Origin of the sequence: Burkholderia sp. Cy-637 (genome assembly GCF_011753175.1) — a bacterium.
In the GTDB taxonomy this organism is placed as follows: domain Bacteria; phylum Pseudomonadota; class Gammaproteobacteria; order Burkholderiales; family Burkholderiaceae; genus Burkholderia; species Burkholderia gladioli.
On record NZ_VWWC01000082.1, the window covers coordinates 1 to 23,096 of the forward strand.

The following is a 23,096-nucleotide window of genomic DNA, read 5'->3' on the forward strand; positions in this document are numbered from 1 at the left end:
TGCCATGTCGCCAATCTCGCCTTGATGATCGATCCCGAGCGCATCGTGCTGGGCGGCGGCATGGCGCGCGTGCCGGCCCTGGTGGAGCGGCTTCGCGCAGCCGTGGCGCGCGCCGCGCTGTTCGAGCCGCAATGGCAGCGTGCCGCCTTCGGCCACGGCGCGGCCCTGCAAGGGGCGATCGTGGTCGCGCTCGATGCCTTGCGCGAGTCCGCGCAGGGGGCGGCGCAGCCGGCGGCGATCGCCGCGGCCTGATCGGCCGATTCCCCGCATCATCGCGTCTCGCGTCTCGCGTCTCGCGTTTCGGGCCTCGCCTCGCGTCGCTGCGCGCCCCGTCGAAGCGAGGCGCGAACCGCCGTCTTCGAGCGCCTCGCCCGCTCGACATTGATCCGATCTTTGGCGCGCCTCACGCCTTTCATCGAGGCACCTCAGGGATATCCCGCCTGCGCCGCGCGCATCGCGCTGCCGTCAAACACTGGCCGGTTTGAAACACGGTCCAGTAACCCGAGCGAGAGCCCTAGATGCGCACCTTTACCCTGAACCGGAAACTGACGTCGATGATCGCGATCCTGTGGATCGGCCTGCTGCTGATCGCGGGATTCGGCGCCTGGCATGCCCGCCAGTCGATGCTCGAGGCGCGCCGCGCGGCGCTCGACTCGCTGATCAGCGAGGCCTACGGCGTGGCCGAGCATTACTACCAACTCGCCCAGCAGCACACGCTGCCCGAGGACGAGGCCAAACAGCGCGCGCTCGATGCGATCGCGGCGATGCGCTACGGCAGCGACGGCTATATCTCGATCAACGATTCGCAGCCGGCGATGATCATGCACCCGATCAAGCCGGCCCTGAACGGCACCAACCTGGCGAACTTCGCCGATCCGAACGGCGCCCACCTGTTCGTCGACATCGTCAAGGCGGGCAAGGAGGGCGGCGAGGGCAGCAGCGCGCCGGGCTACGTGCATTACCTGTGGCCCAAGCCCGGCGCCGACGCGCCGGTCGAGAAGACCAGCGTGGTGCGCCGCTTCGCGCCCTGGGACTGGTTCCTGGTGACCGGCATGTACATGGACGACATTCGCGCGGCCATGTATCGCGACATCCTCACCTGGCTGGCCGTGTCGGGCGCGCTGGGCATCGTCGCCTCGCTGCTGATGGTGCTGGTGCTGCGCAGCGTGCGGCACAGCCTCGGCGGCCATCTGGAGTCGGCGGTGGAGACCGCGCAGCGCATCGCGCAAGGCGACCTGACCGCCCATGTCGCGCTGCGCGGCGACGATCGCGGCAGCCTGCTGCACGCGCTGCACACCATGCAGGCGGGGCTCATCGAGATGGTCTCGCGGGTGCGGCTCGGCACCGAGAACATCAATGTCGGCGCCACCGAGATCTCGGCGGGCAACACCGATCTCTCGCAGCGCACCGAGCAGCAGGCGGCGGCCCTGGTCGAGACCGCCTCCAGCATGGACGAGATCACCTCGCACGTGCGACAGAGCGCGGAAAGCGCCTCGCAGGCGGCCGCGCTGGCCGGGCAGGCGGCCAACGTGGCCACCCGCGGCAGCGAGGTGGTGGGCGACGTGGTGCGCACCATGGCGGCGATCACCGACAGCTCGCGCAAGATCGCCGACATCATCGGCGTGATCGACGGCATCGCGTTCCAGACCAATATCCTGGCGCTGAACGCGGCGGTGGAGGCGGCGCGCGCCGGCGAGCAGGGCCGCGGTTTCGCGGTGGTGGCCGCCGAGGTGCGCTCGCTGGCGCAGCGTTCGGCCACCGCCGCCAAGGAGATCAAGTCGCTGATCGAGACCTCCACCGACACGGTCGAGCAGGGCGCCTCGCTGGTCACCGACGCGGGTTCGACCATGCAGGAGATTGTGCAGTCGGTGAAGCGCGTCAACGAGATCCTCGGCGAGATCAGCCAGGCCGCCACCGAGCAGAGCACCGGCATCGAGCAGGTCAATCGCGCGGTGGGCGAGATGGACCAGGTGACCCAGCAGAATGCCGCGCTGGTCGAGCAGGCCGCGGCCGCCGCGCATTCGCTGAAGGACCAGGCCGACGCGCTGCGCCACGCGGTGACGCAGTTCGCCTTGCCGGCCTGAGCCGGCGGCGCCCGCCATCGCGGCGGGCGGCAATGAAAAACAACGAAAAAGGGAGCGTCGCCCGACGCTCCCTCGACGGCCCCGGCCTATTCCAGGGCGCCGGGCCGAGCCATGTTCGGCATCCTTACTTCTGCGGCAGCGGCACGGCCTGGCGCGCCAACAGGCGCCAGCCGTCCGGATGATGCTTCCAGACCTGCAGCACGCCGATGTGCGAGGTGGTGACCTTGCCGTCCGGCTGGTTGTTCTCCGAATCGAACACGTGGCGCACGATCGCGTTGTCGCCGACCACCTTGACGGTCTGGTCCGACAGCGTCACCGACTTGAACGCGCCGGTGCCCACCAGATCCTTCAGGAATTCCGCGCGATCCTCGATATGGGCCGAGGAATGGCCGTAGCTCAGTTCCGGCTCGGTCAGCTTCTTCAGCGTGGCCTCGTCGCCGGCCACCATCGCCACGCGCAACTGCTCGACCGCCTTGGCGACCGCCGCGTCGCCGCTCGCGTGCGAAGTCGCCGCGCCGGCCATCAGGCTGGCGCTGGCCAGCGCGACGCCGAGCGCGGCGCGCAGGGCGGTATGGCGGGTTGTCTGGAACAGCATCTGTCGTCTCCTGTGGTGTCGATGGGGGTTGGGCAAGCGGGATATCGAACCCGCGCGGCCGTGCCGGCACGACCATTCATCGGTTGTCCGATATCATTTCGGAACGTTATTCCATTTATGAAACTGGTCCCATCGCGGTTAACCCTGCAAGCACGGCCGTATATGGCTCGAATCGGAAAAATCGGCAGCCGCGAGATGCTAGTTGCGGAACGATATTCCGAACTCATCTGACGTGAGACTTTGTGGCTCGCAAAACGGCGCGCGACGCCTCGCGCGAACCCGGCTCGGGGTTGACCCGGCGGCGGGTTAGCCCCTAAGGCGCGATAAGCGGATGGAATCGCTCCCCCGCAAAATTTGATTGGATTTCCGTCGGGCCGCGCCTGTATGTTGTCGGAACCGGTACCTTGGCTGGCCACCCCGCCGCGCGTGCCGGCGCGGTTGCGGTCGTTGTCGAGTTTCGAGCGGGCGCGCCCATCCTCGCCATGGGGCGCGTCGACACCTAGAACGTACAGAACGAGACCCCAGCAAGGAGACACCCGATGAAGCCCACCACTCCCGATGCGCTGCCGGCCGAGGCCGGATCCGCCCAGGCCGGCACGCGCGACGCGGCCTCGCCGCGCGTGCGCCGCATCCAGCGCACCGCGCTCGCGCTGCTGCTGATGAGCGGCGTGGTCAACTACCTCGACCGCTCGACGCTGTCGATCGCCACCCCGCTGATCCGCCAGGACCTCGGCTTCTCGGTGCCGCAGATGGGCCTGCTGCTGTCGGCCTTCCTGTGGGCCTATGCGTTCGCGCAACTGCCGGCCGGCATGCTGATCGACCGGCTCGGCGCGCGTCTGACGCTGGCCATGAGCCTCGCGCTGTGGTCGGTGGCGCAGACCTTCGGCGGCGTGGTCAACGGCTTCTCGCAGTTCTTCGCGGCGCGCATGGTGCTCGGCGTCGGCGAGGCGCCGCAGTTCCCCACCAGCGCGCGGATCGTGCGCGACTGGTTCGCCAGGCACGAGCGCGGCACCGCCACCGGCATCTGGAACAGCTCGTCGACGCTCGGCACCGCGATCTCCGCGCCGGTGCTGACCATCCTGATGCTGAACCTCGGCTGGCGCTGGATGTTCGTGGTGATGGGGGTGGCGGGCCTCGCGCTGGCGCTGGCCTTCTACCTGCTGCATCGCGACCCGCGCCATGTCTCGCTGACCCAGCGCGAGCGCGAGTATCTCGACGATACCGAGGGCCTGGCCAGCACCCGCCCGACCTGGGCCGACTGGCGCCACCTGCTGCGCTATCGCACCACCTGGGGCATGCTGCTGGGCTTCTTCGGCACCATCTACGTGCTGTGGCTCTACAACGCCTGGCTGCCGACCTACCTGCAGATGGAGCACCACCTGACCATCGCGCGCACCGGCTGGGTGGCCGCCGTGCCCTACCTGTTCGGCGTGATCGGCAGCCTGTCGGGCGGGCGCATCTGCGACGTGCTGGCCCGGCGCGGCGTCTCGCAGATCAACAGCCGCAAGTACCCGATGGTCGCCTCGCTGCTCGGCATCGCGGTGTTCACCCTGCTCACGGCGCTGACCGACAACACCGCGCTGGCGGTGACCTTCATCTCGGTGTCGATGATGCTGATGTACATTTCCTCGAGCGCTGCCTGGGCGATGGCCTCGGTGGCGGCGCCGGCCAACTCCACCGCCTCGATCGGCGCGATGCAGAACTTCGGCGGTTATTTCGGCGGCGCGCTGGCGCCGGTGGTGACGGGCTTCATCGTGCAGGCCTCGCACTCGTTCAAGCCGGCGCTGTATGTCGGCGCGGCGGTGGTGGTGGTGGCGATGATCGGCTACTGGACCCTGGTGGGCGAGCCGGTGCCGGTGCGCGGCAGCGAGGAAGCGGTTTAGGCGCGTGCTCCGGCCGGGAGGCCGGCGCCGCCGCGCCGCGGCCTCATTTCCAGAGTAGCGCGCGTGGCGAGAATCCCAGCTTCTCCCTGGCGCGCAGGTTCGACGCGCCGCTCTGCCGGGTGTGGTAGTAGACCGCTTCCTCGCCGGCGGTCTCGAGCGCGTCCTCGGCACTCAGCCGTCGGGGCGCCGGCGCGTCGACCCAGCGGGCGAAGGCCGGCATCCATTGCGCGACCGGCAGCGGATCGTCGTCGACGATGTTGTAGACACCCGGTTCGCCGGTGATCGAGGCAACCGTCGCCGCGAGCACCTCATCTTGGTACTGCCGATGGTTCGGGTGCTTTCGCCGATTTCACCGGGCGCATCGTACCGAAGCCGGCTCGACGTGGGCTCGGTGCCGGCCATGAATCCCGCGCCTGGTGGAGCCGCCGGATATCGAGCGCCAATCACTCGGTATTAATCGAAATGAATTCGGTTGAATTTGCCGACTTCATTTCGACAAAGAGTAATGTTTTCCTGATTTGATCAAAATGACCGGAGCCGTCGGCACCCTTTACCAGCTTGGCGTAGCGCCAAGGGAGCGGATCGTTGATTCGATTTTTCCGATGGGACGAATGATTGCCTATTTCGAATCAATACCCTACTGCTTACGGCCTGAAATGTATTTATACTGCGCAGGCTAAAAATAAGCTTACGGGTTCGTCGTGAATAACTTGAACGATACCTTGCACGCGTTTGCGACGGGGGCGGTGGACTGGAACAACCGGCCGGTGGCGCTGAACTTCGGCAAGGCGCAGGATACGCTCGGCCACCTGCTGGCCCTCCAGCACGCGGATATCCGCGAAGGCCTGATGACCGGCGTGCATGGCTACCTGACCTGCGTGTGCGCGCGGCGCGACCTGGCGCCGACGCTGTTCATCGGCGTGCCCGTCTCGGTGCGCCTGGTGACCGATCGCGGCCAGCTGCGCACCATCAACGCCATCATCCGCGACGTGCAGATCGGTCAATCCGACGGCGAGCTGACGGTCTATCAATTGACGATCTGCGACGCGCTCTCGTTGATGGACAAGCGAATCAACTCGCGCATCTTCCTGAAGCGCAGCGTGGTCGACATCCTGGCCGTGATGCTGGACCAGTGGCGCCAGCGCAGCCAGACGCTGGCCTCGGCGTTCGAATACGACCTGTCCCTGCTCGATACCTCGCGCTACCCGGCGCGCGAGCTGACCCGGCAGGTCAACGAATCGGACGCGGCCTTCCTGCGGCGCCTGCTGCGGCGCGAGGGCATCAGCGTGTTCGTGCGTGCCGGCGCGGCCCAGAACGGCGGCGGCGAGACGCCGGTGCATACCCTGGTGTTCTGCGACGACCCGATGCGCCTGCCGCAGGCTTCCGCCGGCACCGTGCGCCTGCACCCGCGCGATGCGGGCACCGAGCAACGCGACACGGTCACGCTGTTCGCCCTGCATCGCCGCCTGATTCCCGGCATGACGGCGCGCCCGTCGTGGGACTACAAGAAGGCCCGCATGGACGAGTCGACCGCGGCGGCCGCCATCGACCAGGGCGCGGCGGGCAACGACCTGGCGACGCTGCTGACCGACGTGGCGATCGAGATCCCGCACGTCGGCGATTCCTGGGACGACCACGACCGCATCACGCGCGATCGCATGCTCGCGCATCAGTTCGAGGCCGAGCGTCACGACGGCGTGAGCAGCGTGCGCGACATGCCGGTCGGCTACTGGGTCACGCTCGCGGGCGACGTCGATCTCGACATGCAGCCCGCCGAGAAGCGGCAGTTCCTGATCACCTCGGTCCATCACGAGATCTGGAACAACCTGCCGAAGGACTTGACCGGGCGGGCCCATGCGCTGTTCGCGGCGAGCCGCAATCTCGCCAACGCGGCGCCGGCCGCGCCGGCCGAACTGGCGACGGAATCGGACACGCGCTACGAGAACCGCTTCACCTGCGTGCAGCGCGGCGTGCCGCTGACGCCGGCCTACGACCCGAACACCGACCTGCCGCCGGTGCACCTGGCCACCGGCGTGATCGTCACGCGCGACGGCGAGGAGGTGGTGTGCGACGCGATGGGGCGCGTCTACGTGCAGCTCCAGGGGCTCGATCCCGACGACCACGCGCATGCGCAGGGCGCCGGCACCAAGGGCGACGCGGGCGACAGCGCGCCGATCCGCCTGGCCTCGAGCCTGGCCGGCACGAACTTCGGCGATTCCTTCCTGCCGCGGGCGGGCATGGAGGTGCTGCTCGGCTGCATCGGCGGCGACCCCGACCGGCTGGTCATCATCGGCGTGCTGGGCAACGGCACCACGCCGCCCGCGACCTTCACCCATACCGGCACGCTGCCCGGCAATCGCCACGTATCGGGCATCAAGACCAAGGAAATCAAGGGCCAGCGCTACAACCAGCTCAGGCTCGACGACACGCCCCAGCAGATCAGCGCGCAACTGGCCAGCGAGCACGCGCACACGCAGCTGAACCTCGGCTACCTGACCCAGCCGCGCCAGGACGGCGTCGGCCAGGATCGCGGCGAGGGCGCCGAGCTGCGCACCGACGCGGCCGCCGCCCTGCGCGCCGCGCAAGGCATCCTGCTGACCACCTACGCGCGCACCCAGGCGAGCGGTGGCCAGCTCGACCGCGACGAACTGCTGAAGCTGCTCGGCGAATGCACGGAGCTGTTCAAGTCGCTCGGCGACTATGCCGGCCAGCATGGCGGGCAGGCCGCGGACGGCGCGGGCCAGGCCGATGTCGCGCAGCGCTTTCGCGGCTGGGCCCCGGGCGCGGGCGGCGGCGCCGGCGAGGCGGGCGCGTCGCCCGCCGACGGCGGCCCCTCGCTGATCGCCTTCGGCGCGCAGGCCGGCACGCTCAACGTGACGCCGAAGACGCACCTGAGCTATGCCGGCGAGAACATCGACCAGGTCGCGCAGCAGCACGTGCAATTGATGAGCGGGCAGCGCCTGAACGCCACCGCCGGGCAGGGCATGCAACTGTTCGCGCGCGGCGCGGGCGTGCAGGCGGTGGCCGGCGAAGGGCCGATGCTGCTGCAGGCGCAGGCCGACACGCTGACCGCCAACGCGCAGAAGGGCCTGCGCATCGCCAGCAACGAGGGCGAGGTGCTGGTCACGGCGCCGGTGATCCGCCTGGTCGCGGAAGACGGCAGCTACATCCGGATCGGCGAGGGCGTGACGCTGGGCACCAACGGCGACATCAAGCTGCTGTCGGCCTCGCACCAATGGGGCGGGCCGTCCACGCAGCAGGCCGCGAAGACCAGCTTCGCCAGCCAGCCGACCGACCAGCAGTTCCGCCTGCATTTCCCCGGGCACACGGCCGACGCGCCGGCGCCCGCGGCCAACCAGGCCTATCGCATCACGCTCAACGACGGGCGCGTGGTGGAAGGCAAGTCCGACGCGAGCGGGCTCACGGACATGGTGAAGGACGACGTGATGCGCATCGCGAAGATCGATATCTTGAAGCCGTCGCTATAAGACGGCAGGGGGAGAAACTCAATGGCAGACGACAGCAGCGGCTATCGCGTGCACGCGCAGGGCGCCGGCGTGACGATGACCGACCGGCCCGACGCGCGCAACGTCCCCTTGCCCGGCAACCTGCCCGGGATCGTGATCTTCATCCACGGCGTGAACGATACCGGCGCCGTGTATTCGTTCGTCGAACAGGGGCTGTGCCAGGGGCTCAACGAGCGTCTGTCGCGCGCCGACCTGAAGCCGGGCAGCTACGGCGACCAGTACCGGCGGGCCAAGGCGCAGAGCCGCAACGGCGCCACCGCGCGCAACAACGAGGTGCTGTCCGATCCGGACACCTACCTGTATCGCCGCACGGTGGGCGACGCGACCCACAGCATGTTCCTGCCGTTCTACTGGGGGCTGCGCGCCGACAACAAGGACATCGCGAAGATCCACAACGCCGGCATCGTCTCGAGCACCTCGCAGGACGAGAACCACAACCTGATGACGCGCGGCCAGTACCAGGACGTCTACGGCAACCGGCTCGACGCGCATTTCGCCAAGGCCGGCGGCTTCTTCGCCAACGCCACCAACAACATCCCGCAGATGTACGGCGAGGGCTTCAAGCCCGACTGGGTCACGCGGCGCGTGATGCACAACGCGCTGGGCGGCAACACGCTCTACGCGGGGCAGGCGCCGCAGCGCCGCTACTTCGTGCTGGCCGCGGCGCGTCTGGCCAGGCTGATCATGACGATCCGCACCATCCAGCCGAGCGCGCTGGCCCTGGCCGCGGGCATGAATCCCGAGCACGAGACCATCACCGTGATGGGCCACAGCCAGGGGACCATCATCACGCTGCTGGCGCAGGCGATGCTCAGGCAGAAGGGGCAGCGCTGCGTCGACTGCATCATCATGGTCGACACGCCCTACAGCTTCCACGCGACCGACGACGGCAGCAACCAGACCGGCCACGGCAAGCTGAAGACCATGATCGACATCACCAACGCGGTCACCAGCCAGCCGCACACGATTCCCGACCTGGCCGAGCTGATGATCAATGCCGACAAGTCGCATGGCCGCGCCGGCAAGGACTGGAGCAAGGCGAACGGCAAGCGGCTCGACAAGGGCGGCAAGAACTGGATCACCTTCGACGAACGCGACAATCGCGGCAAGGTGTACCTGTATTTCTGTCCCGAGGACACCGTGGTCGGCCTCAAGAAGGTGCAGGGGATCGGCACCTTCGGCGTGCCCGACCAGGTGCCGGCCGACGGCGCCGCGGCGCGCCAGGGCAAGACCATGCCGGCCATGACGGCGCTCGCGCCCAAGCGCTTCTTCCAGCGCATGTGGACGCGCATGGAGCGCGATCACAACGGCGACGGCAAGTTCCGCAAGGTGCCGGTCGGCACGGCGCCGGCCCGAGTGCCGGTGCGCGACGCGTACGAGCGGCTGTCGCCGGGGCCGGACACCGACGGCTCGATGGTCGGCACGGCGGTCGGCATGGGCACCAACGCGGCGCTGCAGTCGTCGTTCTCGCGCAACGACATCCGCTTCATCAACGGCGAGGAACTGAAGCCGCCCTGCGTGCCCGACATGTATGGCGGCGAGATCCAGAAGGGCGGCCCGCGTCCCGGCCACGCCGATGTCGCCGGCCTGATGACGCCCGACGACGTCACCAAGGACGTCGGGCTCGGCAACCAGTACGCGAGCTTCAAGTGGGTCGACGTCGATACCACGCGCAATCCGTTCGCCGGCACCGATTCGTACAAGGCCGCCTTCAATCGTGGCAAGGACGTCGACGACCAGTCGCAGAACTGGCGCATCACCACCTCGCTGAGCTCCACCCTGCTGACGCCGGCGCTGCCCCAGCGCGTGGTCCAGCGCGAGGAAACGCCGAACGAGGCGCGCGCGCGCATGGAGAAGGATCCCGCCGCGCGCGAGGCCAACAACTATCACTCGGGCCTGCTGCACAGCGCCGAGAACCATCGCTGGGTCACCGCGATGGACGTGGCGATCGGCCAGGCCGTCACGCTCGACGATCCGGCTTGGCGCGAGCTGCTGACCCTGATGGCCGACTGGAAGGTGGACGCGGCCACGATGGCCAAGATCCAGCGCAATGCAGCCTATTCGCGCCTCGATACGGACACGCGCAATTTCATCAAGGCCGTTTCGGATTACTACCAGAGCGGCAGCTTCCCGGCCGAGCACTTCGTCTCGTCCACCATGCCGCCGCTGGTGACCAGCGAGCTGACGCCGAGCGCGGTGGCCGCGCAGAAGAAGGCCGAGGAAGAGTACTGGCGGCAGGAATCGCAGAAGGCCCAGGCGATGTACGGCAACAAGACGATGGGCGAGATCTTCCAGGGCTTTCCGCGATGATCACGAGACCGCGTATTTGGCCGTATGCTATCGCCTTCGCGGTGGCGGCGATCGCCTGGCTTCTGCTGGTGATGGCCAGACACTACAGTTATTGGGAAACGACGGGCCGGGAGATGCCGGATATGGCAAGCAGTATTCGCAATGGCGTGGTGGTGGCCTTGGGGCTGGCGGTGCTCGCCTACGGATTGAGCGTGGCATGGGTGCATCGCAGTGCCGCGAAGACGCCCGCCGAGCCGGCCGCGCAGGCCCAGGCCGCCGCGGCCGGGGCCGCGCCCGGCGAGAGCCACGCCGCGCTCGCGCACGGCTTCAACGGCGCGAGCGCCTTGCTCGCGCGCAAGGGCCCGCAGGCGGTGCTCGAGGTACGCGGGCTCGGCGCCGTGACCGGCTACGAGACCAACCAGGAAATCTGGGCGAAGATCGCCCAGAAGGCCGACAACCACGCCAGCTATTTCTCGAGCAATCCCGAGGATTATCCCGACAGCGAGGATGCGCGCCTCGACGACATGCGCGTGTCGATCACCACCAGCTTCAAGCTCGGCGCGCGGCATGCCGTCGAGTACTGGCCGGTGCCGGTGATCGTGTGGGGGCCGGCCAAGAATGCGCACAACGCCTATCGCGCCGCGATGAACATCGCCGACAGCCGGCAGAAGGCGGGGCTCGGCGTGACGATGTTCCTGTGGCAGGAGGATGCCAATGGCGACGACGGCGCGGCCATGCTCGAGAAACTGTTCGACTTCTTCGACGCGCATCCCGACGTGCCCGCCGCGCTGGTCTACAGCCTCGACGGCTCGACCATGCGTTCGCTGCTCGGCGCGCCCGGCAGCGGCGGCGCCGCGCCGGCGGCACACGCGAGGCCGGCGCTGCCGGACAGCATCGTCGCGATGCTGGTGTCGCGCTCCGATCGCGTCGATCGGCTGGTGCGCCCGTTCGCGGTCGAGCAGACCGAGCAGATCGATCGCACCCACGGCGAATACGATGTCGTGAAGCTCTGGAATTTCTACTGGGACAAGAACGACGATCGCGGCCCCGAGGGTTTCGACGCCCACTATCGCAAGCAGGCCAAGGCGGCCGGCGTCGACGATCCGGACTCGATCGGCACCATGACGGCGAGCTGGTGGCAGGCGCAACTGCCGGCGTTCTGGAAGACCATCGGCAACCAGGGCCCCGGCCAGTTCACGACCTCGTCCTACCTCCCGGTGCGCTGGACCAACTGGCAACTGCGCCAGTTCGACGACGCGCCGCTGCTGGGCTACCTGCATCGTCCCGTCGACGTCAAGCTGACCGACGATCATGGCCAGCCGCTGAAGACCGCGGCGCAGGCGGCCGCGCTGAAGGCCGGCTGGGAGCAGGCGGTCGCGGCGCTGCCGCAGGGCCGCGAGCCCAGGCGGGTGTTCTACGACACCACCGCGGACCGGCTGTGGGTGGTGCCGCTGAACCAGGCGCTGGCCCAGGTCGGCGCGGGCGCGCCCAGCCTCGACGACGTCAAGGAGGGTTACGACATCGGCGCGCGCATCGGCAATACCGGCGTGAGTTCGCCGCTGGTGCAGATCGGCCTCGGCCTGATCGCGGGCTACGACGACGGCGGCGCGAGCGCGACCGTGAACCGGCGTCCGAACGGCACCGCCAGCATCGTGATGGTGAGCCCGCCCGAGGACGGCAACAAGGCGGCGTGGCAGCAGAAGACCGGCGGCAGCCCCTTCAAATGATGGCCGGCATGCCCAAGGTATCGACTCGCGCCACGCGGCTGCGCCTGGAAGCAGGGAGGCGGCGATGCGCGGCGTGATCCGGATCGGCGACGCCACCTCGCATGGCGGCAAGGTGGTCACGGGCCGCGATAGCTCGACCGTGATGGGGCGCGCGGTGGCCTGCGTCGGCGATCGCTGCACCTGCCCGATGTCGGGCCACGAGCATTGCGTGATCGTGGAGGGCGACCCGCAGGTCCTGATCGACGGCGTCGCCGTGGCCTTCGACGGCCACCACACTTCCTGCGGCGCCACGCTGATTTCCTCGGTGCCCAGCTCGGGGCGGGCCTAGGATCTTTCCTCTCGCGCTCTGGTTCGCCCCGGCGCCCGGCCCGATCGAGGGCCGGCCGCGCGCCGCGCTCAGGGCGCGGGCGTGATCCGCGCCGGCAGCTTCAGCCCATGACGTTCCGCGCAAGCGCTCAAGGCCGGCGCGATCGCCGGATGCAGCTTCACGCCCGCCTGCAACTGCTCGCGCTTGCGCGCCAGGCCCCGGTCGCCCGGCATCCGCACCTCGGAAAAGCCGGGGCGCGGCGGGTTGCTGCGGCAGGCCTCGGCGATCCAGTCCATCTGCCGCCTGAAATCCGCCTCGCCGCCGAAGGCCGAGGGATCGTGCAGCGTCAGGTAGACCGTCGCGCCCCAGCCGTCGGGCGGATCGGCGCGGCCGTGGCCGGCCAGGCCGCCGGTGAGCGCGTCGATCAGCAGCGCCAGGCCGAAACCCTTGTGCCCGAACGGCAGGCCGCCGAGCGGCAGGATGGTGCCGGGCGGCTCGGTGTTCAGCACCGCCGGGTCGCGGCTGGCATTGCCCTCGGCGTCGAGCAGCACCGGCTCGTCGAACTGCTGGCCGGACTTGGCCAGGCGCGCGCTCATGCCGTTGGTGACCAGCGAGGCCGAGATGTCGATCAGGAACGGCGTGCCCGAGGTGGGGATGCCGGCCGCGATCGGGTTCGGCGTGAACACCGCGCGCGTGCCGCCGAACGGCGCGACGCTGTGGGTGGCCGGGTCCGAGCTGCCGAGCAGGATCATGAAGCCCTCGGCGGTGGCGCGCTCCAGGTAGCTGGCCAGGCAGGCGATATGGTGGCTGCGGCGGATCACCAGGGTGGCGCTGCCGTATTGCCGGGCGCGCGGCGCCAGCGTCTCGATGCCGGACAGCACCAGCGAGGGCCCGGGCAGGCGGCGGCCATCCCACAGCAGGCTGGCGCCGCGGTCGGACAGCACCTCCGGCTCGCCCGAGCGCGTCATGGTCCCGCGCTCGAGTTCGCCCACGTAGGGCGCGAGCAGCGCGAGGCCGTGCGTGTCGTGGCCCATCAGGTCGCCGTCGACCAGGGTGGCGGCGACGGCTCGCGCATGCGGCGCGTCGAGCCCGGCGGCGGCGAGCAGCGCCTCGGCGAAGGCCTGCAGTTCGGTGGCGGCGTAGCGGACGTCTTGAGTCATGGCGTGATCGGTTCGGGTTGTCGGGAGGTCAGGCGGGCGCGCTGTACGCGGCTCAGAGCGTCGCGCCGAGCTGCCAGGGCACGAACTCGTTCTGTCCGTAGCCGTGCAGTTCGCTGCGGGTCGGCTGGCCCGAGGCGGTGGCGAGCATCTGCTCGAAGATCCGTTGGCCGAGTTCGTCGATGCTGGCCTCGCCGTCGAGAATGGTGCCGCAGTTGATGTCGATATCCTCGGCCTGGCGGCGCCACAGCGCGCTATTGGTGCCGAGCTTCAGCGAGGGCGAGGGCGCGCAGCCATAGGCCGAGCCGCGCCCGGTGGTGAAGCACAGCAGGTTGGCGCCGCCCGCCACCTGGCCGGTCGCCGAGACCGGGTCGTAGCCGGGCGTGTCCATGAACACTAGGCCGGCGGCGCGCACGCTTTCCGCGTAGCGATAGACCTCCACCAGGTTGGTGGTGCCGGCCTTGGCGACCGCGCCCAGCGATTTCTCCAGGATGGTGGTCAGGCCGCCGGCCTTGTTGCCGGCCGAGGGATTGTTGTTGAGGTCGGCGTTCATGCGCCGGCAGTGTTCCTCCCACCAGCGGATCCGCGCCATCAGCTTCTCGCCGATCTCGGGCGAGACCGCGCGGCGCGTGAGCAGGTGCTCGGCGCCGTAGATCTCGGGCGTCTCCGACAGGATCGCGGTGCCGCCGTGCGCCACCAGCCGGTCGACCGCGGCGCCCAGCGCCGGGTTCGCGGTGATGCCCGAGTAGCCGTCGGAGCCGCCGCATTGCAGGCCGACGATCAGGTGGCGCGCCTCCACCGGCTCGCGCCGTACCGCGTTCGCGCGCGGCAGCATGGCCTTGATCGCCTCGACCCCGGCCGCCACGGTGGAGGCCGTGCCGCCGCTGGCCTGGATCGTCATGGTCTCTAGCGCGGCGCCGGACTCGATCGCCTGGTCGCGCAGCAGCGCGTCGATCTGGTTGGTCTCGCAGCCGAGCCCGACCATCAGCACGCCGGCGAAATTCGGGTGCCGCGCATAACCGCCCAGCGTGCGGCGCAGCACCGCGATCGGCTCGCCGTCGGAGGCGATGCCGCAGCCCAGGCCGTGGGTCAGTGCGATCACGCCGTCCACGTTCGGGTAGTCGGCCAGCGCCTCGGGGCGGATGTCGCGGCGAAACTGGTCGGCGATCGCGCGCGCGGCGGTGGCCGAGCAGTTCACCGAGGTCAGGATGCCGATGTAGTTGCGCGTGGCCACGCGCCCGTCGGCGCGCACGATGCCCGCGAAGCGCGCGGGCGTCGCGCTGGGCCGGGTCGGCCTAGCGTCCACGCCGAACGCGCCGTCGCGCTCGAACTCGCCCATCGACAGGTTGTGCACGTGGACATGCTCGCCGATCTCGATCGCGCGCGAGGCGAAGCCGATGATCTGGCCGTAGCGGCGCACCGGCGCGCCGGCCGCCACCGCGCGTCGCGCGATCTTGTGGCCGGCGGGGATCAGGCCGCGCGCGCTCACCCCGGCCTCGATCGATGCGCCCGCAACCAGTTGCCGACGCGCGATCAGCACGTCGTCGTCGGGATGCAGCGCGACCACCTGGGCGGCGGGCTGGGTGGATGCCTCGGGAGCTGGGTCGGAATGGTCGGGGGCGCTGTCGAGCTTCATCGATCGTCTCGTTGGTCTCTTGGATATCGGGGGCCTGGCATGCGGCGGGCAGGGCAGGTCGAAGCACTTTAGGCAGACGCGCGATAAACGTCCAATCGAAGAATTGTTAGACTCGATTCCATTCGGTTATCGCCGCACTCAGGTTTACCCTATGGATCGCCATCGCCCCCTGTTGTCCGCGACGCTGCCCTCGAAGCTGCGCTTTCGCCACCTGCAGTTGCTCGAACTGCTGGGGCGCACCCACAACCTGCGCGCGGCGGCCGAGCAGATGCACGTCACGCAGCCGGCCGCCACCAAGATCCTCGGCGATATCGAGACGATGTTCGGCGAGCGCCTGTTCGAGCGGCTGCCGCGCGAGATGCGGCCCACCGACCTGGGCCTGCTGGCGATCCGCTACGCGAGCAGCGCGATGTCCGGGCTCGGCAAGTTCGCCAATGAATTCGTGACCCAGCAGGGCGGCGGTTACGGGCACCTGACGGTCGGCGCGATCTCGGCCTCGGCCGCGCAGATCGTGATCGCGGCGATTCGCGAGATCCAGGCGCGGCGCCCGCGGCTGGTGATCAAGCTGGTCGAGCAGAGCAGCGACCAGCTCGCGATCTGGCTGGAGCACAAGCAACTGGACCTGATGATCGGCCGGCTCACCGAGCCGCGCCAGCGTGCCATCTTCGATGCGGTCGAGCTGTCGGACGAACCGGTCTGCTTCGTGGTCGGCAGCCATCATCCGCTGCTGCGCGCGCGGCGCGTCGACATCGCCGATCTGGGCCATTGGCCCTGGATCCTCTATCCGAGCGCCACCGCGATCCGCCAACTGTTCGAGGAGACCTTCGCCAGCGCGGGGCTGGTCGCGCCGGTCGGGATGGTGGAGACGCCCTCGATCTTCTCGACCATCGAACTGCTCCGCTCGACCGAGATGATCTCGCTGCAGCCGCGCGCGGTGGTGCAGCAGCGCATCGACGAGGGCCTGCTCGGCTGCCTGCCGATCGAGGTGCGCCGCAGCATGAGCCACTACAGCGTGATCACCCGCAAGAACGAGCTGCCCTCGCCGCAGATGGAGGAATTCGTGGCGATCCTGAGGCAGCGCGCGGCGGGCTAGCGGTGGCGGTTCGGGCTGAACCGGCGGCCTGCCCGGCGTACCGGGCCATCAGGCTTTCGACGTGACTCGCCGATTTCACACATTCGCCGGAATGGGTGGTGTACGTTACGGTGAACTATCCGATCGACTCATTTTCCTTTTCCGGTGACATCGTCATGCAAGATCGATTCGCGTCCGCCTTTCAGCATGCTCCCTCGCCCACCGACCGGCCGGCGTTCTACCCGCTCGCGCAGTTCCCTCGATTGCAGGAGCTCGCCCTGAACTGGGAGGTGATCCGCGACGAGTGCATGAACCTGGATGCCCCCTTGCTCGAAATCGATCGCGTGGGCAAGAACCATGACCAGGTGCATGCCGAGATCATCGATCACGTCAGGAAGGGCGGGCGATACGGCTGGCTGCTGGGATGGAAGTCGGACGGAAGCTTCAATCGCGACTGGACGCAATACGGCCTGGTCGTGCGCGACCAGGCGATCCCGTTCGCCGCCGAGGCCATGCCGCGGACGATCGAGATGCTGGGCAGGATCAAGGGCATCAAGGTATGTGCCCTGTCGCGGATGATGCCGAACGTGTTGCTGAGCACGCATCGACATCCGGAGTTGCTCGAGCAGGGCATGCTGCAGATGCACATCACGCTCGACGCGGCGGCCGAGGGGAATTATGCCTACCTGAACGTGGCCGGCCATTTCAACCAGAACCAGGTCGGCAATGCCATCGTGTTCGACGGCTCGCTCGATCATTTCGCCCTGAATGCCTCGCCCGTGCCGCGCACGATCTTCTACATGGAGTTCGAGCGCGACAAGCAGATCCAGGGGTGATCCACGCCGCGCCGGGCGGCACGGCGCTGGCAGGCGGCCCGCCGGGGCGGGCCGCCGATGCTCAGGAGACGTTCGCGCTGCAGCTCGGATACGGCGCCTTCTCGCCCGGCACGATCGGGCAGACCTTCAGCGGCATCAGGTTGCGCACGCGTTGCAGCCACATGGCGGCGTCGATATCGAGCGGCTTGGTGGACAGCGGGCCGCGCTGCGCCCATTGCAGCGTGTAGAGATCCTTGGCGCCCTTCACCACCGTGATCGCGGTGGTTTCGCTGTGGCCCGCGCTGGCCGCGGCATTGCCGCAACTCACCACCATCGAGAAGGCGTCGCTGCCGTTGAGCTTGCCGTCGTAGATGCCCTTGGCCGAGAAGCTCTGCGGGCAGGCCTTCTGGAAGCCGGCGGCGATGCCGGTGGCATAGCTCTTGGCATCGGCCTCCGGATGCTTGGCGATCACGTTTTGCGCGCCCGTCAGCGTGATCATCTGCGACCAGTTCGCGTTGGTTTCGCCGGGCAGCACCCATTCGTGCGCGTAGTCGTCGCCGCGCGTGCCTTCGTAGATCGACACGAAGCGCGTCGGCAGGCGGAAGTAGACCAGCTGGTTGTAGATCGGCGCGATGGTCGCGATCACGGGCAGCACCGATTGGCTGGCCGAGGCGGCGGGAGCGGCGGCGGGGGTTTGCGCCTGGGCGCCGGCGGCGAGTGTCAGGCTCAGCAGCGATCCCGCGAGCAGCGCGGTGGAGCGGATAACACGCATGATGTCCTCGTGGATGTTTTGGGCGTCAGTGTCGATGGCGTCATATGCACCATCCTAGGCTGCGAATGTATCGCAAACCTCCTGTTCTGGTCGATGCTTTTACGCTCTGCAACATGTTGCGGCGATGATCGCCGCTGCGTTGCGGCATCGCGCGTTAACAGTCTTTCACGCAGTCTTTCACGCGCGCAAATTCGTGAATGCGTATGCACCTATGCAAGCGCGAAGCATCGCCCGTGCCCGACGGAAACCGGCGCCGGTGGCAGGCCCGCGTATCGCGTCGATTTGGTTGCGTGCGCATCCATTCGCATTTGATTCGGATCGCGAACGAAGCGCGTGATCGGCTGGGTCATTGCCGGGCCTCGAAGGGCGGGGCGCGAGCAGGAGGCGGCCGGTGATCGTGCGTGCCCTATGCGGGTCGAGGAGGATTGCCCTGCCGACACGTGAGATATACGATGTCGCTTAACTTGGGATGTGAAAGGCAGATCCAGGCATAAATTAGCTGGGATCGATCTATTTTAAGTTGTCAGACGACATATAAGGAGATGGGATGAAACAGGTGCGTACGCTCCGTGCCCTCACGCTCGCGGTCTCGCTGGCGGCAGCCGGGATGGCGACGGCTCCGGCCGCCGAGGCAGCCACCTACGCCTATGTCTCGAATGCCGACAGCGGCAGCATCTCGGTGCTGCGGCTCGATACGGCCAGCGGGGCGCTCACGCCGGTCGAGACGGTCGAGGCGGGGGGCACGGTGATGCCGATGGCGCTCTCGCCGAACCATCTGCGGCTCTACGCCGGGATCCGCTCGCAGCCCTATCGCGTGCTCAGCTTTGCGCTCAATCCGCTCGACGGCCGCCTCACCGAACTCGGCAGCGCGCCGCTCGCGCACAGCATGCCCTACCTGTCGACCGACGCGACGGGCCGCTACCTGTTCTCGGCCTCCTACGACGGCAACCTGCTGGCGGTCAACACGATCGGCGCGGACGGCCTGGTCGGCCCGGTCAGGCAGACCATCCCCACCGGCCCGAAGGCGCACGCGATCCTGCCCGCGCCCGACAATCGCGTGGCCTTCGCCTCGGTGCTCGGCGCCGACGCCTGGCTGCGGCTGCGCTTCGACGCCGGCACCGGCGAGCTGACGCTGGACGACGCGCCGGCCTATGCGCTGCCGCCCAAGTCCGGCCCGCGCCATTTCCGCTTCTCGCCCGACCAGCGCTTCGTCTACCTGATCGACGAACTGGACGGCAAGCTGCACGTGCTGGCCTTCGACCGCGAGCACGACCGCGTGAAGCCGGTGCAGACCGTGTCGATCCTGCCGCCGGGTTTCGGCGCCCAGACGCCCTGGGGCGCCGACCTGCACCTCACGCCGGACGGCCGCTTCCTCTACGCCTCGGAGCGCACCTCGAGCACGCTGGCCACCTGGCGCGTCGATCGCGCCAGCGGCCGTCTCACGCGCATCGCCACCACGCCGACCGAGAAGCAGCCGCGCGGTTTCGCGATCGATCCGTCGGGGCATTACCTGCTGGCGGTCGGGCAGTTGTCGACCTCGCTGCGCGTGTACCGCATCGATACGCGCAGCGGGGCCCTGGCGCCGCTTGGCGAGGCGCCGGTCGGCAAGGGCGCGAACTGGATCGAGATGGTCGATTTCGACGGTTCGAACGGCGGCTGAGCGGCGAGGCGCGGCGCTTGCCCGCTTGCCGGCGTACCCGGCGGCGATCGGGTGGGTTTCCCGATGGCGGCGCCGGTGCCGCTCGTGAGATGATCGGCGCCGATCGCTGGCGCGCGTCGCGCTGCCGGCCAAACCACGAGACCTGCGCCGGGCGCGATGCCCGGCGGCCACCCGAGCGCCCCGATGGACGCCTTTCCCCACCTGCTCACGCGGCGGCTGGTGCTGCGCGAGCTGAGCGCGGCCGATGCGCCGGCGCTCTACGCGATCCATGGCGACGCCCAGGCGATGCGCTGGTACGGCGCCGATCCGCTCACGGCGCCTGCCCAGGCGGCGCGCCTGATCGATACCTTCAGCGCCTGGCGGATCGCCGGCAGCGGCCTGCGCTGGGGCCTGGAGCGGCGCGCCGACGCGCGCCTGCTGGGCACCTGCGGGCTGTTCCGCTGGAGCCGCCCGTGGCGCAGTTGCACGATCGGCTACGAGCTGGCGCGCGAGGTCCGGGGGCAGGGGTTCATGCGCGAGGCGTTGGGTGCCGTGCTCGAGCACGGTTTCGAGACGATGGCGCTCAATCGCATCGAGGCGCGCGTGCATCCCGACAACGCGGCTTCGCTGCGTGCGCTCGAGGCGCTCGGCTTCGTGCGCGAGGGCTACCAGCGCCAGGCGGGTTACTGGGGCGGCGCATTCCACGATCTCGCGCAGTATGCGCTGCTGCGCGAGGATCATCGTGCGCGCGGCGTGGGGGCCGCGCCCCCGATCGCGCGCCGCGCCTGAGCGGCGCGCTCGCGTTCACGACGGCGGGCGCCGGACGCGGCCGCCCGCCGGCAGGCCACCGGCGCTGCCGGCGACCATCCTCGACATCGCTCAGAAGGTGTGACGCAGGCCCACCGTCACGGCCACCTGCGTGTCGGTCGACGACGGCGACAGCGTGTTGATCATCGCGTGCGACAGCACCGAGCCGGCCGGCGCGCCGTGCACGTTCTGATAGACCCCTTCCAGGTAGATGTCGGTGCGCTTGCTGAAGGCGTAGTCGGTCTGCAGCATGGCGGTGTTCCAGCCCGGCGACGAGCCGTTGTAGGCGCCGCGCGTATAGGTGTAGGCGCCCGACAGGCTCAGTGCCGGGGTCAGCGCGTATTTCGCGTTGACCTCGTAGTTGTCCAGGCGCAGCGTGCCGCTCAGGCTGCCCGAGGAGCCGTCGGCGGCGCCCAGGTAGGTGCCGGTGCCGAACGAATACACGCCGGTGGCGTTGTCGATCTGGGTGTGGCTCCAGACCAGGCCGACGGTGGCGGGGCCATAGGTGTAGTTGCCGCCCAGCGACCAGATCCGCTGCCGCTCGGCGACGAAGTTCGCGCTGGTGTCGCCGGTGGTGACCGCGCCGCTGCCGCTGCCGGCATCGTTGAGCTGCAGGTAGCCGGCCGCCAGGTTGACCGGGCCCTGCGCATACGACAGCGCGAAGCCGTAGGAGCGGTTGTTGGCGAAGTTGCCGGCCTGGTTGCTGAAGCTGTACATGGTCTCGAAGGTGAGGCCGCGCCAGGTCGGGCTCGCGTACTTGACCGAGTTGTTGATCACCACCGAGTTGGCGGCCAGGTTGTCGTTCTCGAACGGATGCGCGGCCAGGCTGCCGCCCCAGGTGTTGAACTCGGCCGACAGCGGGCCCACCAGGTCGTTCATCACGTCGAACTGGCGGCCGAAGGTGAGGGTGCCCGCCTGGGCGCTCTGCAGCCCGACCCATGCCTGCGAGCCGAAGCCGTCACCCGAGAAGGCCTGCGCGCCGTTGTTGAGCAGGAAACCCTGCTCGAGCTTGAACACCGCATGCAGGCCGCCGCCGAGGTCCTCGTCGCCCTTCAGGCCGAACACCGTGTTCTGCGTCGAGCTGCTGTTCTCCTGCCAGTTGCTGTGGCCCTGCTGGTTGTTGGTGTAGACGAGGCCGGTATCGATCAGGCCGTAGAGCGTGACGCTGCTTTGCGCGTACGAGGACGTCGAGACGGCAAGCGCGCCGAACAGCGCGACGGTGATCAGGGTGGGTTTCATCGAATGGCCTCCGCAATGGACGATGAGTATGGTCGATTGATTTGCTGCCTGATGCATGTCGATCGGAAAAAGCGGCGCCGCGAATCGGGCGCGCGGCAATTCGGATCGGTCGAATCGATATCGTGTCGAGCTTCGCGCCGATGGAAATCGGTCGAAATCACCGGCTGCGAGCAACCGGTGCGACGAGCTTGCCGGGCGGCCCTGGCGGGGCGGTCCGGCGATCAGGCAACGGGCCGCATCATAGAACGCCGAAAATAAAAATGGCGTTGAAAAAGCCCCTGCGTGGTATTAAAAAAACAGAATTATTTTTTATGTGAAGCAAGCTGTCATTCAATCGGCGATCAACGCGATTCAAATCCGATGCGCAAGGAAAGTGCAATGAAAAGCGCCTGGCTTTCCATTGATTTGATAATCGATTACCGACGGCTTTCGGCATTGCGGATAAGCGGGGGCGATGCGATGATGGCGCGCGGTGCGTTGCGCATTCCGGTCGAATCCGCGAGGCGCGCGTGCCCCGATCGTCCACCCCTGCACCGAAGGAGCGCACGCTTGCGTCTCGTACCCGTTCTCGCGCTGGCCGTCGCGGCGCTGCTGTCCGCCTGCGCCGGTTCCGGCGCGCCCCGCCAGAGCGCGCCGGTCGCCGCGCCGCGGCCGCCGGGCGCCACCGGCGCGCAATTGCTGCCGCCGGGCTACGTCTGCCAGGATTGCTCGATGAGCTTCATCGTCAGCGCGATCCGTCCGCCGCGTCACGGGCTGATGCTGGTGCGCGGCGGTTTCATGACGCCGCAATCGATGTGGATCGTGGTCGACTACGACCAGCAGCGCATCTCGCGCGTGGTCACGGCCGCCTCGCGCGACGCGTCGGGCAACTTCGCGTTGAGCCCGGTGGCCGGCGACGCGGCCGCGCTCGACAGCGCCGAGCTGGCCGGCATCCGCGCGGATGCCGACGATGTCTGGGCCGCGCTGCGCACCATGCGCTCGAAGTCGGCCACCGACGTGACCTGGAGCCTCTACCTGCTCGACGGCGAGGCGGTGCGCCACGAGTTCGGCATCGGCCTGCCCGGCGACGACGCCGCCAAGCTGGCCGCGCGGATCGACACGGTGGTGGAACGGCGCTTCGCGCACTGAACCGCCGGCGGGCGGCGAGGGCAGGGGCCCGCGCCGGCTCGCCCGATGCGGTGACGCGTTTCGGGTAGCGCTCGCCGCCCGCGGCGCGGCGCAGCCTCCCCGGCGCCGGGCCGGTTTGCGCGTTCGCGGACGATCCGGTTAAAATGCGCGGCGCGCGGCGGCCGATGCCCTCGCGCCCGCCCGCCGGGTGCCGCCAGGCGCCGCTGCCCGGCCGGGCCATCCTCCTCGACGAATTCATCCCGCTACCCATGTAATCGCTCGCGAACTCCCGTCAGTCCATTCCGCCCGACCGATCGGGGGTTCGCGGACCGATGCCGCCTGCCTGCGCGCGCGCCTTGCGCCGCCCCGGCCAGGCGTCGTCCCGTCTACCCGTGTTCCACACGAAGCCAGCCGGCAGCGCGCCCGGGATCCGTCCCGCG

19 protein-coding genes are annotated in these 23,096 nt (G+C 68.8%); 13 read left to right on the forward strand and 6 right to left on the reverse strand.

Going from position 1 to position 23,096, the window contains the following annotated elements; all coding sequences use genetic code 11:
• The coding region (locus F3J10_RS20765) for an ROK family protein (RefSeq protein WP_167242891.1) at positions 1 to 252 on the forward strand (252 nt) is incomplete at its 5' end.
• A 266-nt stretch (positions 253 to 518) separates the two neighbouring features.
• A complete protein-coding gene (locus F3J10_RS20770; protein ID WP_166913774.1) occupies positions 519 to 2,084 on the forward strand; it encodes a methyl-accepting chemotaxis protein in 1,566 nt (521 codons plus the stop codon).
• Positions 2,085 to 2,208: 124 nt separating this feature from the next.
• Here F3J10_RS20770 and F3J10_RS20775 read toward each other — a convergent pair whose 3' ends face one another.
• A complete protein-coding gene (locus F3J10_RS20775) occupies positions 2,209 to 2,679 on the reverse strand; it encodes a nuclear transport factor 2 family protein (RefSeq protein WP_025098006.1) in 471 nt (156 codons plus the stop codon).
• Positions 2,680 to 3,218: 539 nt separating this feature from the next.
• Between F3J10_RS20775 and F3J10_RS20780 the strand changes: the two genes are divergently transcribed.
• The gene (locus F3J10_RS20780) at positions 3,219 to 4,562 is read left to right on the forward strand and encodes an MFS transporter (RefSeq protein ID WP_205200376.1); all 1,344 of its coding nucleotides are present in this window, start codon (positions 3,219 to 3,221) and stop codon (positions 4,560 to 4,562) included.
• 43 nt (positions 4,563 to 4,605) lie between these two features.
• Here the strand turns inward: F3J10_RS20780 and F3J10_RS20785 are convergent, their stop codons facing one another.
• Positions 4,606 to 4,869, reverse strand: a complete 264-nt coding sequence (locus tag F3J10_RS20785) for a hypothetical protein (RefSeq protein ID WP_205200378.1) — start codon at positions 4,867 to 4,869, stop codon at positions 4,606 to 4,608.
• A gap of 394 nt (positions 4,870 to 5,263) precedes the next feature.
• Here F3J10_RS20785 and F3J10_RS20790 point away from each other — a divergent pair, with 394 nt between their 5' ends.
• From F3J10_RS20790 to F3J10_RS20805, 4 genes are all read left to right on the forward strand, one after another.
• On the forward strand, positions 5,264 to 8,050 hold the full coding sequence (locus F3J10_RS20790; protein ID WP_167242892.1) for a type VI secretion system tip protein VgrG: 2,787 nt from the start codon (positions 5,264 to 5,266) through the stop codon (positions 8,048 to 8,050).
• Between the two features lie 21 nt (positions 8,051 to 8,071).
• Complete coding sequence (locus tag F3J10_RS20795) at positions 8,072 to 10,399, forward strand: DUF3274 domain-containing protein (RefSeq protein WP_025098010.1); 2,328 nt, start codon at positions 8,072 to 8,074, stop codon at positions 10,397 to 10,399.
• Positions 10,396 to 12,105 carry a DUF2875 family protein gene (locus F3J10_RS20800; protein ID WP_025098011.1) on the forward strand — a complete coding sequence of 570 codons (1,710 nt, stop codon included), beginning with the start codon at positions 10,396 to 10,398 and terminating at the stop codon, positions 12,103 to 12,105. The genes F3J10_RS20795 and F3J10_RS20800 overlap by 4 nt, the downstream gene beginning before the upstream one ends.
• 64 nt (positions 12,106 to 12,169) lie before the next feature.
• Positions 12,170 to 12,433: a PAAR domain-containing protein gene (locus tag F3J10_RS20805; RefSeq protein ID WP_167242893.1), complete on the forward strand. Its 264-nt coding sequence runs from the start codon at positions 12,170 to 12,172 to the stop codon at positions 12,431 to 12,433.
• A 68-nt stretch (positions 12,434 to 12,501) separates the two neighbouring features.
• Here F3J10_RS20805 and F3J10_RS20810 read toward each other — a convergent pair whose 3' ends face one another.
• Positions 12,502 to 13,572: an Ldh family oxidoreductase gene (locus tag F3J10_RS20810; RefSeq protein WP_025098013.1), complete on the reverse strand. Its 1,071-nt coding sequence runs from the start codon at positions 13,570 to 13,572 to the stop codon at positions 12,502 to 12,504.
• Between the two features lie 52 nt (positions 13,573 to 13,624).
• On the reverse strand, positions 13,625 to 15,205 hold the full coding sequence (locus F3J10_RS20815; protein ID WP_167242894.1) for an altronate dehydratase family protein: 1,581 nt from the start codon (positions 15,203 to 15,205) through the stop codon (positions 13,625 to 13,627).
• 151 nt (positions 15,206 to 15,356) lie between these two features.
• On the opposite strand from F3J10_RS20815, the gene F3J10_RS20820 reads away from it, so the two are divergent.
• Positions 15,357 to 16,298: a LysR family transcriptional regulator gene (locus tag F3J10_RS20820; RefSeq protein WP_025098015.1), complete on the forward strand. Its 942-nt coding sequence runs from the start codon at positions 15,357 to 15,359 to the stop codon at positions 16,296 to 16,298.
• A 155-nt stretch (positions 16,299 to 16,453) separates the two neighbouring features.
• On the forward strand, positions 16,454 to 17,113 hold the full coding sequence (locus F3J10_RS20825; RefSeq protein ID WP_046575369.1) for an aspartyl/asparaginyl beta-hydroxylase domain-containing protein: 660 nt from the start codon (positions 16,454 to 16,456) through the stop codon (positions 17,111 to 17,113).
• Positions 17,114 to 17,174: 61 nt separating this feature from the next.
• Here the strand turns inward: F3J10_RS20825 and F3J10_RS20830 are convergent, their stop codons facing one another.
• On the reverse strand, positions 17,175 to 17,864 hold the full coding sequence (locus F3J10_RS20830) for a hypothetical protein (protein ID WP_025102295.1): 690 nt from the start codon (positions 17,862 to 17,864) through the stop codon (positions 17,175 to 17,177).
• Between the two features lie 547 nt (positions 17,865 to 18,411).
• On the opposite strand from F3J10_RS20830, the gene F3J10_RS20835 reads away from it, so the two are divergent.
• Together F3J10_RS20835 and F3J10_RS20840 are read left to right on the forward strand one after the other, a co-directional pair.
• Positions 18,412 to 19,524: a lactonase family protein gene (locus F3J10_RS20835; RefSeq protein WP_167242895.1), complete on the forward strand. Its 1,113-nt coding sequence runs from the start codon at positions 18,412 to 18,414 to the stop codon at positions 19,522 to 19,524.
• A gap of 156 nt (positions 19,525 to 19,680) precedes the next feature.
• Positions 19,681 to 20,292, forward strand: coding sequence for a GNAT family protein (locus tag F3J10_RS20840; protein WP_167242896.1), 612 nt, complete (start codon positions 19,681 to 19,683; stop codon positions 20,290 to 20,292).
• A 90-nt stretch (positions 20,293 to 20,382) separates the two neighbouring features.
• On the opposite strand, the gene F3J10_RS20845 is transcribed toward F3J10_RS20840, so the two are convergent.
• Positions 20,383 to 21,549: a porin gene (locus F3J10_RS20845; protein ID WP_025099518.1), complete on the reverse strand. Its 1,167-nt coding sequence runs from the start codon at positions 21,547 to 21,549 to the stop codon at positions 20,383 to 20,385.
• A 122-nt stretch (positions 21,550 to 21,671) separates the two neighbouring features.
• On the opposite strand from F3J10_RS20845, the gene F3J10_RS20850 reads away from it, so the two are divergent.
• Complete coding sequence (locus F3J10_RS20850) at positions 21,672 to 21,866, forward strand: hypothetical protein (protein ID WP_167242897.1); 195 nt, start codon at positions 21,672 to 21,674, stop codon at positions 21,864 to 21,866.
• Between the two features lie 232 nt (positions 21,867 to 22,098).
• The gene (locus F3J10_RS20855; protein WP_167242898.1) at positions 22,099 to 22,677 is read left to right on the forward strand and encodes a hypothetical protein; all 579 of its coding nucleotides are present in this window, start codon (positions 22,099 to 22,101) and stop codon (positions 22,675 to 22,677) included.
• Positions 22,678 to 23,096: the final 419 nt, after the last annotated feature.

Coding starts and splice junctions, on each gene's coding strand:
- F3J10_RS20815 (WP_167242894.1), bottom strand. CDS start 15,205: ATGAAGCTCGACAGCGCCCCCGACCATTCCGACCCAGCTCCCGAGGCA.
- F3J10_RS20780 (WP_205200376.1), top strand. CDS start 3,219: ATGAAGCCCACCACTCCCGATGCGCTGCCGGCCGAGGCCGGATCCGCC.
- F3J10_RS20775 (WP_025098006.1), bottom strand. CDS start 2,679: ATGCTGTTCCAGACAACCCGCCATACCGCCCTGCGCGCCGCGCTCGGC.
- F3J10_RS20835 (WP_167242895.1), top strand. CDS start 18,412: ATGAAACAGGTGCGTACGCTCCGTGCCCTCACGCTCGCGGTCTCGCTG.
- F3J10_RS20845 (WP_025099518.1), bottom strand. CDS start 21,549: ATGAAACCCACCCTGATCACCGTCGCGCTGTTCGGCGCGCTTGCCGTC.
- F3J10_RS20840 (WP_167242896.1), top strand. CDS start 19,681: ATGCCCGGCGGCCACCCGAGCGCCCCGATGGACGCCTTTCCCCACCTG.
- F3J10_RS20820 (WP_025098015.1), top strand. CDS start 15,357: ATGGATCGCCATCGCCCCCTGTTGTCCGCGACGCTGCCCTCGAAGCTG.
- F3J10_RS20800 (WP_025098011.1), top strand. CDS start 10,396: ATGATCACGAGACCGCGTATTTGGCCGTATGCTATCGCCTTCGCGGTG.
- F3J10_RS20770 (WP_166913774.1), top strand. CDS start 519: ATGCGCACCTTTACCCTGAACCGGAAACTGACGTCGATGATCGCGATC.
- F3J10_RS20825 (WP_046575369.1), top strand. CDS start 16,454: ATGCAAGATCGATTCGCGTCCGCCTTTCAGCATGCTCCCTCGCCCACC.
- F3J10_RS20795 (WP_025098010.1), top strand. CDS start 8,072: ATGGCAGACGACAGCAGCGGCTATCGCGTGCACGCGCAGGGCGCCGGC.
- F3J10_RS20830 (WP_025102295.1), bottom strand. CDS start 17,864: ATGCGTGTTATCCGCTCCACCGCGCTGCTCGCGGGATCGCTGCTGAGC.
- F3J10_RS20810 (WP_025098013.1), bottom strand. CDS start 13,572: ATGACTCAAGACGTCCGCTACGCCGCCACCGAACTGCAGGCCTTCGCC.
- F3J10_RS20805 (WP_167242893.1), top strand. CDS start 12,170: ATGCGCGGCGTGATCCGGATCGGCGACGCCACCTCGCATGGCGGCAAG.